Here is an 11829-nt window from a genome sequence, read left to right on the forward strand (position 1 = left end):
GACAAGTCCGTAGGACTTTGTCGACAGTCTGGAATGATGTTATATGAAGTGCAAAGTAGCTATTTATACAAGAGTAAGTACCAAAGAGCAATTGAAACAAGGCTATTCTATTCAACAACAAGCAGACTTACTGATTAAAAAAGCAAAGCAAATATTTCCGGATGATGAATATGAAATTTATAGTGATGAAGGTATCTCTGGTAAGAATATCGAAGCAAGACCGGGAATGAAAAGATTATTAGAAGATATAGAAAATCGACAAATTAAGGTTGTGATGAGTTGGAAACTTAATCGTCTTTCACGTTCGAATCGAGATATACAAAATATTATTTACGAATTTAGAAGAGGCGGCGCCTATTATATCTCTATTTCAGAAAATATTGATACATCAACACAAAATGGCGAAATGATGATAGGAGCATTTGGATTAGTTGCACAAATAGAACGGGAAACCATTGTTAGTAATGTAAAGATGGGGATGAATGCGAAAGCGAAACAAGGTGAAGCTATTACAGGTAGGGTGCTAGGTTATATTTTAAAACCTAATCCTCTAACAGGTAAAAATGAACTTGTCATTGACGAATTTGAAGCCAACATAGTCAGACAAATTTTTGACCTGTATTTAAATCAAAATAAAGGATTAAAAGCAATTGCGAACTATTTAAATAAACAGGGCTATCATACAATAAATAAAAAACCATTTAGTGTATATGGTGTGAAATATATTCTAAATAATCCCGTATATAAAGGCTATGTACGTTTCAATAACTATCAAAATTGGGCAGTGGAACGACGAAGTGGCAAAAATGATAAAAGTAAAGTGATATTAGTTCAAGGTAAGCACAAAGCGATTATTGATGAAGAGATTTTCGATAAAACACATGAGAAGTTAGCTGCTAAAAGTTTCAAACCTGGTCGACCAATTGGTGGCGATTTTTGGTTGAGAGGGTTAATCAAATGTCCTGAGTGTGGAAATAATATGGTATGTAGACGAACATATTACAACACAAAGAAATCAAATGAGAGAACAATTAAACGTTATTACATTTGTTCATTATTCAATCGTTCAGGTAGTACAGCTTGTCATAGTAATGCAATCAAGGCAGAAGTCGTCGAAAGTGTGGTATATTTTCATTTAAGACGTATTCTATCTCAACCTCATGTGGTCGAAACGATCGCAACACAGGTTATCGATGCTATGGAAAAGAAAAAAGCAAACCAAACGAAAATGAGTATTGATACGAAGTCATTAGAGAATCAAAAGAAAAAGTTACAGAAAAGAAAAGAACGATTGATTGATTTATATTTAGATGAAGAAATAGATAAAGAAACGATGCAAAACAAACAAGATAAACTTAATGTGCAAATAGAAAAAATAGATGAACAGTTAAAGCAGGCTGAGGCTATGAATAAAGTATCTCAAGATATAGCCATACCTAATTATAAGAAAATAAAAGGTCAATTATACGTGATGCTATACCGATTTACAGGCTACATGAAAAAGGCAAATCCCGAAGCAAAAAATAAATTAATGCATATGTTGATCGATTCCATAGAAATTACCACCGATAAACAAGTTAAACTGATTAAATATAAAATAGATGAATCTCTTCTCCCACAATCCATTAAAAAGGATTGTGGGAATTTTTTTATGCCTAAATTTAATTTTGTGATAAATGTCACAAATGAAAATAGGATTGAAAATTTATCACTTTTACCACTTTTTTAGAGTGACAAAAGTGGAGGGATTTTGAAATATTTTATAAATATATATTTTATTTATGGAGTACACATTATTAATTAAGGAGGTCATTATAATGACGCTAAGCAAACAACTTAAAACGTATATTACTGAACGATTTAAATTAAATTATCAAGAAACTTGGGCTTGTGAAACCGTAGATGCGGTGGCTGAAGATGTATTACCTGAAAAATATATTAAAAATAGTCCACTTGAACATAAAGTTTTAAATACTTTTACCTATTACAATGATGAATTACATGAAATCAGCATTTATCCTTTTTTATGTTATCTAGATAAGGAATTAGTAGCAATAGGTTATTTAGATAATTTTGATTTAGACTTTATATTTTTAAATGACACTCATCAAATTATTATTGATGAACGCTACTTGTTACAAAAAGGGGGCGAGTAATTATGAATTGGATCAAGGTTGCTCAACTATCTGTTACAGTAATTAACGAAGTGATTGACATCATGAAAGAAAAGCAGAATGGAGGAAAATAGTATGAACATCAATCGATATATCACAAGAGGAATTAATGAACACCTATCTCTAGACCTTCAAATCTTACTTTGGAACATGGTAAAAGAACGAGACAATCAACCTCATACAGATTACCTACACATTTTCAAACTACAAGAAGATGATAATATGTTGTCAATTACACATGAACAAGAACAGCCCGCATACAAGTTAGAATATCATTATACAAACTATGTAAAAAATCAAAACGCAATACCTAAGAAAGTCTACGTCATCCGAGAAGATGATGTAGACGTTTTTTATTATGTGATGCTTTTACCAGAAGAATACTAAAAAGGAGGAACAAATATGAAGACAATTAAAAGTACCATACGCACAGAAGCTATATTTAGCAAGGATGAAAAACACCGCTATTTACTCAAGAAAACATGGGATGAAAAGAAACCCGCTTGTACAGTGATAACCATGTATCCTCATTTGGATGGCGTATTATCACTCGATCTTACAACTGTTCTTATCCTCAATCAATTAGCGAATTCTGAACAATATGGCGCTGTATATCTTGTAAATCTATTCTCTAATATTAAAACTCCAGAGAATCTTAAACATATTAAAGAACCTTATGATAAACACAGCGACATTCATTTAATGAAAGCGATAAGTGAAAGTGACGCAGTGATTTTAGCCTATGGTGCTTATGCGAAGCGTCCCGTTGTTGTCGAACGCGTTGAGCAAGTGATGGAAATGCTAAAACCTCATAAGAAGAAAGTAAAGAAACTCATCAATCCAGTAACAAATGAAATCATGCATCCGCTTAACCCTAAAGCACGTCAAAAATGGACATTGAAATAAAAGGAGGATTATCTATGAACCATGACACTACACAATCAGATTGGCGAATAGTTGCTAATTGTTTAGAATCGCAAAATTATATATCGATTGTAAAAGGATTAGTACATCATTTCACAGCGATTGAAAATGAAGAAATACTTGAAAAGATTTATGAAGATTTTATGAATGATGATTCTATTACAACGGTACTTAACAATGATTTCCAAGAGATTATTAATTATTACCTATCAAAATAAAATTATATGACTTTTTAATAAAATTAGAGCATCCTTCACTTTGCGGTGAGGGATGCTCTTATATTTTTTTCTAAAAAATTATTATTAGCTAGTTCTAAAATATATTCTATTTTGGAAGATATGCTTATATCTGCTAATATATAGGTGTGAAATGTAAAAACACAATTGGGTTGGTAGTCCCAATGCAAATGTAGTATTTGTCAGTAACCTTCCTCCTCAGGTCGTCCTTCATTTCATAGAAATTAAGAGGAGGGACAACATGAAACTCACGATTTTTCATGACGGTCAATTTTTTGTAGGGTTAATTGAATATAAGCAGCAACAAAAATCATTTTTTGTAAAGTATGTATTCGGAACAGAACCAGATAGTAAAACTATTTTTAAGTTTATTAACCAACGCCTATTAAAATTGATTGACAATAGTAAAGCTTCAACCAAAACTAAGAAATCTAAGAATAAAATTAATCCTAAAAAATTACAGCGTAAAGTTGCAAAAGAGCAAAAAAAACATCCGATAACAACACAATCTCAACAGGCTTTAAAAAAAGAACAAGAGCTTAAAAAGAAGTTGTCTAAAAAGAAAAACAAGCTCCAAAAAGAAGCAGACAAAAAAAGAAAGCGAAAAATTAAAGTGATAAAGGCTAAAGAAAAACATAAAGGTCATTAATATAAGAGCATCCTTCACTTTGCAGTGAGGGATGCTCTTTTAGTTTATTTTTTTATTGGTTACTCGCCATAAGCTCTGCTTGTTCTACGACTTGCTCTACAGCCATTTTTTGTAAATCTGGTGGATAGCCATATTTTTTAAGCAATCGTCTAACAGCTACGCGCATTTTAGCTTTTGCGCTATCACGTTTAGACCAATCAACTCCCATATTTTCTTTCACTGTTTTAGTTAATTCATGAGCAATCGCACGTAGTTCTTTGTCTTCCATCGCTTTTTTCGCTGTTTCATGTGAAACTAAAGCATCGTAAAACGCAATCTCATCTGAATTCAGACCTAATTCATTTCCTCGTTGTTGTTCTTGTTTGATATCTTTAGCGAGTTGAATGAGTTCTTCAATCACTTTAGATGTTTCAATGGAACGACTATTATATTTATTAATCGAGTTTCCTAACATTTCCGAAAAACGTTTAGATACTGTCGCATTCGTTTTCATTAATGATTTGACTTGCCCTTTGAGTAATCGATTTAATAATTCTACCGCTACATTTTTTTGTTTCAAACCTTCGACATCTTTTAAGAAATCATCTGATAGGATTGATAAATCGGGTTGTTCAAGACCTAGCGTTTGATAAACATCAATGACATCTTCAGTCACAACAGATTGTGACACAAGTTGATTAATCTCTGCTTCAACTTCTGCAGGCGTTTTACGTGTTTTTCCTTCTTTTGGCGGTTGTAACAATTTAACAAGACCTGCTTTAACCGCTTTAAAGAAGGCAATTTCATCATTGAGTTCTTGGGCTGTGTGTTCAGTCGCACAAAGAGCAAAGGCTTTCCCTAATTCTGTGACTGTTTTAATAAAACGTTGACGTTCATCTTCACCTAAACCAATTACATAATCCATCGTATTCGATATTGTATAATAACGTTCAGATTTTTTATCTGAATTAAATTTAGAATAATCAAGATTATATAACATATCTTGAATTACATCATACTTCAATAACATCAATTCAACCGCTTTATCCGTATCTATTGCCGTTTGAGCTTGATCAGATTCTGTATATTCTTTAAGTGCCTCTTTTAAACTTTCAGCGATACCTACATAATCGACAATTAAACCACCCGGCTTATCTTTAAACACTCGATTAACTCGAGCAATTGCTTGCATCAAATTATGCCCTTTCATCGGTTTATCGATATACATCGTATGCATAGAAGGAACATCAAACCCTGTGAGCCACATATCTCGAACAATCACAAGTTGTAATTCATCATTCACATCTTTCATACGTTTTTCTAATAAATTGCGACGTTTTTTGGGACCAATATGTCTTTGGAAAGAAGCTGGATCACTAGATGAACCCGTCATTACCACTTTAATGATTCCTTTATCATCATCATCTGAATGCCATTCTGGTTTTAGACGAATGATTTCATCATATAAATCAACAGCAATTCGACGACTCATCGTTACAATCATTCCTTTACCTTTCATGGCTTGTTGACGTGTTTCAAAATGTTGGATGATGTCTTTCGCTAGGGCTTCGATACGAGGTTTTGCGCCTGCAAGTGCTTCAACTCGTGACCATTTTGATTTTAAACGTTGTTTTACATCCTCTTCTTGATCTTCTGTAATGTTATTATATGCTTCATCTAAATCTAAATTTTGAGGTAGATTTAATGGAATTACACGACTTTCATAGTAAATTTTAACCGTACTTCCATCAGCTACAGCTTGTGTCATGTCATAAACATCGATATAGTTCCCAAAGACCATTTGCGTATTTTTATCCGTTGAAGCTACGGGCGTGCCCGTAAATCCTACAAACGTCGCATTCGGTAAAGCATCTCTTAAATACTTCGCATAACCATATTTAATGCCTTCCCCTTTATCATCGTATTTTGCATTAAAACCATATTGTGTACGATGCGCTTCATCTGCCATAACAATCACATTTTTACGTTCTGTTAGGGCAGCCATAGTCGTTTCATTTTGTTCAGGTTCAAATTTTTGCATTGTTGTAAATACAATACCGCCCGACTCAACAGATAATAACGATTTTAATTCTTTACGTGTTTCAGCTTGTTTTGGCGTTTGTCTTAATAATCCTTTACCAGAACGTCCTTTTGATTTAACAAACGTACTGTACAGTTGGTTATCTAAATCATTACGATCTGTTACAACGACTAAGGTTGGATTATTCAGCATTTGAATTAATTTTCCAGAGAAAAAGACCATGGTTAAACTTTTACCAGAACCTTGGGTATGCCAAATAACGCCGCCTTTACCATCACCTTGCCCAGATGAAGCTAATAAAGCTCTGTCAACGGCTTTATTAACGGCATAATATTGATGATACGCTGCTAGAATTTTACTGATATGTCCTTTGCCATCATCTTGAAATAAAACAAAATATCGAATTAAATCAAGTAGTGTTTCAGGATTTAACATCCCATGAATCAGCACATCTAAACTAGCTAAACTTGAGGATGATTCAGTTTCTCCATCTTTGGAACGCCAAGTCATAAAACGATCATAGTTCGCAGTTAGTGAACCAGCTTTTGTATTAAAACCATCACTTGTAATAAGCACTTCGTTAAATGTAAATAATTGTGGAATACGCATTTTATACGTTTCTAATTGATGATAACCGTCTTCGACGCCCACGGTTTCATTAGTTGAATTTTTAAGTTCAATCACAACGATAGGCAAGCCATTGATAAAGAGGACAATATCTGGACGTTTTGTATAGTCTCCATTAACAACAGTCAATTGGTTAACTGCTAAAAAATCATTATTTTGTGGATGTTCAAAATCAACGATTTTAACAATTTCTACAATCGATTGTCCTTCGTCATCGTAGTCTTCGATTTCAATACCATTAATCAAATTTTCATGAAAGGTAAGGTTATTTTCTAAAAGGTTGGGTGACTTTTCTAGTGTTAATTCATGTATCGCTTTTTCGATAAAACGAGGATGGATGTCTGAGTTAATTTTTCTTAATGCTTTCTCTAAACGTTCATGAAGAACAACATCTTTATCGCTTTTACGTTCTGGTGCTAGACCTGCCGTACTAATTTCATTACCTTTTTTATAGTCATAACCTAGTGATTTTAACCATTCTAATGCAACTTGTTCTAAATCATCTTCATTAAATTGAAAGTTCATCCGTATTCACCTCGATATCATCAGGTATTTCTATTTCACCAGACATGAGTTTAGGAAGAAGCGTATCTCGCAAGTCAACTAAAATTTCATTTTCTGTATTCAATTTTTCAATTTTTTGCATATATTTTTTAATAATTTCATTAAATTCATTTGCTATATTTAAATCAATAATAATAGGAACTTTTAAAATCATATCTTTTGAAACTCTAAGTACAGTAGTTCCAGTGGCGCTACCTTCAACAAATTCTCTATATTTATTGGTTTGCATTAAAAAATATGCTACATATTTAGGCAAAGTAGACTCCTTTACTTTAAATACATCTAAACTATAAATCATATTTTCGTTTAAATTTGGTACTAACGCAGGAGCACCTAGCATTTTTCTGTCTTGAGTCAAATCAGTAGCTGCTATAATAATATCTCCCGCCTTAACTTTATGCTTATCTTTAAAGTCTCCAAAATAATATTTTGTCTTTTCATTTTTAAATCCACTATAAAATTGAAAATTACTTAGTGATAACATTGGAATAGATTCTTCTATTTCATTTTTTTTATCTAAAAATTTCCCTTTATAAGATAAACCTTTATCTAAATCTATGTAATTACCTAGCGTAGTTTTTCTCCAGTTCTTAGGAATTTTTCCTAATTCACTATCAATCATTTCTCCACCACTAGATTTATAAGGATTACCATCTTCATCTGGAAATTCAAAATCTACAAACCAACGTTTAAACAATGTTTGTGAAAGTTCTTCAAGGTTTGCTATGATTTTCTTGTTTATTTCTATTTTATCATCTAAATTTTTCAAAATTATAGCTATTTTTCTTTGGTACTCTATAGTAGGTACTTCACATTTATATTCAAGAATTGAATCTTTTTGTGCACGTTGTCTACCAGAGGTACCTGTCATAGATTTAATAATAATTTCTCTAACTTTTTTAGTTCTGAATAGATAATATAAAAATTGTGAATCTAACTTATTATCAATAGGTCGTAAAACAAAAAATTCGGTAGATCCAAAAGCTATTTCATCATCTTCTAGAATGTCTACATAAGCAGTTTTTCCGTTTTCTAAACAAGGTGTGATTCTTGCTAATAAAGTATCTCCATTTTGAAATTTAGATCCGCTTTTAAATTCTTCAATTGTAAAGTTATCGATCTTTTTTTGAAATTCTTTTATATTTTCCATGGCTATTTTTTTAGCTTTAGAACCTTTTTTTAGAGTCATTCTAGGATTAACTTGTAGAAGTTCTTTCAATTTAAATTTATTAAACTCCATAACCTAACCCCTCCAACGATTTACGGATTTGATCTTCAAGTTCTTTTGATTTTGCAAATTGTTCACTTAATTCAGAAGTAATACGTTCCATTTTTTGTTCAAATGGTTCTTCATCTTCTTTAACATCGGCTAAACCGACATAACGTCCAGGCGTTAAAATGTATTCATTGTTCTTAACTTCTTCTAAATTAGCTACTTTACAAAAACCAGCTACATCTTCATATGATCTATCGTTTGTACCTCTCCACGCATGATACGTTTGTGCTACTTTTTGAATATCTTCATCTGAAAATTCTTTTAATGTTCTAGTTACCATATGACCGATTTCACGAGCATCAATAAATAAAATTTCATTTTTACGTTCTTTTTTACCGTTTTGACCTTTATTATTACTAATGAACCAAAGACATACAGGTATTTGTGTTGAATAAAAGAGTTGACCTGGTAAGGTAACAATACATTCCACTAAATCTTGTTCGATAAGATTTTTACGAATTTCTAATTCATCTTTTCCACTTGTAGACATCGATCCATTGGCTAATACGAATCCTGCTGTACCATTAGGTGCTAATTTGGAAACCATATGTTCAATCCATGCATAGTTAGCATTACCTTTTGGCGGAATACCAAATTGCCAACGATAATCATCAAGTAATCGTTCTTGTCCCCAATCACTTGCATTAAAAGGGGGATTAGCTAATATGTAGTCTGCTTTTAATCCTTTATGTAAATCATTATGGAATGTATCAGCATTTCGTTCACCTAAATTATTATCAATTCCACGAATTGCTAAGTTCATTTTTGCTAATTTCCAAGTCGTAGGGTTAGATTCTTGTCCGTAAATCGCAATATCGTCTAATCGACCTTGATGTTTCTCAACGAAGCGTTCACTTTGTACAAACATCCCACCTGAGCCGCAACATGGATCGTAAATGCGTCCTTTATAAGGTTCAATCATCTCAACTAATAATTTTACAATTGATGATGGTGTATAGAACTCTCCGGCATTTTTACCTTCCGCACTTGCAAACTTAGCAATAAAGTACTCATACACTCGACCTAATACATCTTGTTTACGACTCTCTGTATCGCCAACTTTAAATGTAAATAAATCAATAATATCGCCTAATTTTTCTTTATCTAATGCAGGACGCGCATATTCTTTAGGTAACACACCTTTTAATGATTCATTTTCTTTTTCAATCGCAATCATTGCTTTATCAATCATTTGTCCAATTTCAGGTTTTTTCGCATTATCATTGATATATTGCCATCTTGCTTCTTTTGGAACCCAGAAAATGTTTTCTGCTAAATATTCATCTTGATCCTCTTCATCAGCATAAGGATCTTGCTTCAATTCTTCATACTTTTCTTCAAAAGAATCTGATACATATTTTAAAAATATTAAACCTAATGCTACGTTCTTATATTCAGCAGCATCCATGCTTCCTCTTAATTTATCGGCAGCTTGCCATAATTTTTCTTCAAAACCTATCGTTGCCATTAATAACACCTCTTTGATTACTATTAGTTTCAATATATCAAAAAATAAATACTTATTGTGTAAGTTTTTTGCTAATATTTTAATATGAATAATCTTTTTTGTGAAAATAAAATATTTATGGGAGTGTTTTTATTGGATAAAATTCGAATAAAAGAAGAATTCAATATGTTAAAAAAAGAAAAGTATGTGAATGAGTGTTTTAAAAGAAAAGGGAATAGTAAATTAATAACTTTCAAATACTTATTGCCATTTAAAATACCTATAAGTGAATTTGAAAATATTGATTTTATAAATGAAGAAAACACATTTATGATTTTCAACCACTTAGAAGATAATGTGTTGGAAAATGATAATATCAAACGAGATAGAAAAACCTATGTTGAAATAACTTCAATAATCAAGCACAATCAGTTTAAAAAATTGAAATCAAATTCTACTTCTAGGGAATCAAAGAAAAGTAATAGTCTAACGGAAATTTTTAATAAGCAATTTAATTGTCTAAATAATCTTATTAAAATTATTAGCGTTAAATATCAGTATCATAATATATACCAGCTATCATTAGGGGATATATTAAGTATTCCATATTATGTAATATATACTATAGATGGAAATATAAAAGAGATGAGTATTTTCATGATTGACATGCCTGGAAAGATAGAGGAAGATCAGTATTCATCTATCAAAAAAAGTGATTTATTAAATATTAAAAAAATTATAATATTTTCAATAATCATCCTAGCAATATTTATGTTTTGGCTATGAGAAAAGGTGAACGTTCTTTTTATAAATCTGACTATAATTTAGCAATTGTACAAATTCAGACTGCATTAGAAGTTTTTATCACAAATTTTTTAGAAAGATATTATAAATTAGATGAAAATTTAATTGATGAAGAGATAAAAAAGAAGCTTGGATGTGGGTATGCTAATGTTGTTAATGACCATTTATTAAAGACAATAGATAATCTAAATTTGGATAATTCTAATGAAATTAAAAATTGTGTAAAAAAATATATGAAAGATTACTATGATATGAGAAATAAAATTGTTCATACAGGCGCTACTTATAAAAAAGAAGATGCAATAGAATTTAAAGAGATAGTAGCTGATATTATTAGATTAATAACGTTTAGTATGAAGAATACGAGTGATAGTGACTTTTCTAAAGAATTTAATATGTATAATATTATTAATAAAAAAATAGATATTAATGAGATAAAGAACAAATATAAAAAAGATACTCATGAATCCAAATAAAGCAGAAATTGAAAACTTTGAGGGTATTTTTACAAACAACGTTATTGATAGAAAAGAAATTACCTCTTAGAAGTCGAATCAACAATATGAATTATTGTAAATAAAATAAACAGTAAACGAATTTAACACTCATTTACTGTTTATTTTTTAGGGTAATATGTCTCACATTCATATATAGATTATAGAGAGAAAAATAAATTTAAAAGATTAAGTTAAGAAATGTAATACTTTTTTTGTTGTTATTAAAATGTATTCAATTAATTTTTCTATTTAGTTCTTCAATAACTTGATTGATTGTTTTTAAACTATTATTAGAATTAGCCGGTTTTATATTTGTCTTAGAGATAGATCCATTTCGAGGATTTTTAAATATATAGATTGATGGTTCAATTTGAGATTTAAAGTCTATATTTTTTTTCTTCGCAAATTTCTTTCAATAAAATTTTCCAATTATATCCATTCTCTGTATCATAAGATCTTAATATAACAATTGTATGTTAGTCTTGAATAATTTTTTCAATAATAGCATTAGCACTAATTTTACTACTTTCTAACTCCATTTGATTAGGTTTTTTTGGTTCTGTTGCAAAGTTGAATCTATAGTATAATTTTAACAAAAAGGAGTCTTCTGT

At 30.8% G+C, this 11829-nt stretch carries 11 protein-coding genes; 8 read left to right on the plus strand and 3 right to left on the minus strand.

What is annotated here, in order from left to right; genetic code table 11:
- Positions 1-43: 43 nt before the first annotated feature.
- From ccrC to HMPREF2846_RS01595, 6 genes are all read left to right on the plus strand, one after another.
- Positions 44-1729, plus strand: a complete 1686-nt coding sequence (gene ccrC / locus HMPREF2846_RS01570; RefSeq protein ID WP_032603677.1) for a cassette chromosome recombinase CcrC — start codon at positions 44-46, stop codon at positions 1727-1729.
- A gap of 88 nt (positions 1730-1817) precedes the next feature.
- Positions 1818-2156 carry an SAUGI family uracil-DNA glycosylase inhibitor gene (locus tag HMPREF2846_RS01575; protein ID WP_002504276.1) on the plus strand — a complete coding sequence of 113 codons (339 nt, stop codon included), beginning with the start codon at positions 1818-1820 and terminating at the stop codon, positions 2154-2156.
- Positions 2157-2249: 93 nt separating this feature from the next.
- Complete coding sequence (locus HMPREF2846_RS01580; protein WP_002449385.1) at positions 2250-2561, plus strand: DUF960 family protein; 312 nt, start codon at positions 2250-2252, stop codon at positions 2559-2561.
- Positions 2562-2576: 15 nt separating this feature from the next.
- Positions 2577-3080, plus strand: a complete 504-nt coding sequence (locus HMPREF2846_RS01585) for a DUF1643 domain-containing protein (protein WP_002504277.1) — start codon at positions 2577-2579, stop codon at positions 3078-3080.
- A 14-nt stretch (positions 3081-3094) separates the two neighbouring features.
- Positions 3095-3316, plus strand: coding sequence for a hypothetical protein (locus HMPREF2846_RS01590; protein ID WP_002504278.1), 222 nt, complete (start codon positions 3095-3097; stop codon positions 3314-3316).
- Between the two features lie 259 nt (positions 3317-3575).
- On the plus strand, positions 3576-3983 hold the full coding sequence (locus HMPREF2846_RS01595) for a DUF2992 family protein (RefSeq protein ID WP_002504279.1): 408 nt from the start codon (positions 3576-3578) through the stop codon (positions 3981-3983).
- 52 nt (positions 3984-4035) lie between these two features.
- Here the strand turns inward: HMPREF2846_RS01595 and HMPREF2846_RS01600 are convergent, their stop codons facing one another.
- Genes HMPREF2846_RS01600 through HMPREF2846_RS01610 form a run of 3 tightly spaced genes read right to left on the minus strand, consistent with a single transcriptional unit; the run spans position 4036 to position 9938 of the window.
- Positions 4036-7155 carry a type I restriction endonuclease subunit R gene (locus HMPREF2846_RS01600; RefSeq protein WP_070625387.1) on the minus strand — a complete coding sequence of 1040 codons (3120 nt, stop codon included), beginning with the start codon at positions 7153-7155 and terminating at the stop codon, positions 4036-4038.
- Positions 7139-8434 (minus strand): restriction endonuclease subunit S, encoded by a 1296-nt coding sequence (locus tag HMPREF2846_RS01605; RefSeq protein WP_002504281.1) that lies wholly within the window; start codon positions 8432-8434, stop codon positions 7139-7141. The genes HMPREF2846_RS01600 and HMPREF2846_RS01605 overlap by 17 nt, the downstream gene beginning before the upstream one ends.
- Positions 8424-9938 carry a class I SAM-dependent DNA methyltransferase gene (locus HMPREF2846_RS01610; RefSeq protein ID WP_002504282.1) on the minus strand — a complete coding sequence of 505 codons (1515 nt, stop codon included), beginning with the start codon at positions 9936-9938 and terminating at the stop codon, positions 8424-8426. The genes HMPREF2846_RS01605 and HMPREF2846_RS01610 overlap by 11 nt, the downstream gene beginning before the upstream one ends.
- A gap of 123 nt (positions 9939-10061) precedes the next feature.
- Here HMPREF2846_RS01610 and HMPREF2846_RS01615 point away from each other — a divergent pair, with 123 nt between their 5' ends.
- Positions 10062-10703: a hypothetical protein gene (locus HMPREF2846_RS01615; protein WP_227532809.1), complete on the plus strand. Its 642-nt coding sequence runs from the start codon at positions 10062-10064 to the stop codon at positions 10701-10703.
- Complete coding sequence (locus tag HMPREF2846_RS01620) at positions 10700-11197, plus strand: HEPN domain-containing protein (protein WP_227532808.1); 498 nt, start codon at positions 10700-10702, stop codon at positions 11195-11197. The genes HMPREF2846_RS01615 and HMPREF2846_RS01620 overlap by 4 nt, the downstream gene beginning before the upstream one ends.
- The last annotated feature ends 632 nt before the right edge of the window (positions 11198-11829 follow it).

The sequence above is a fragment of the Staphylococcus sp. HMSC056G08 genome (assembly GCF_001812305.1).
Classification (GTDB): domain Bacteria; phylum Bacillota; class Bacilli; order Staphylococcales; family Staphylococcaceae; genus Staphylococcus; species Staphylococcus simulans.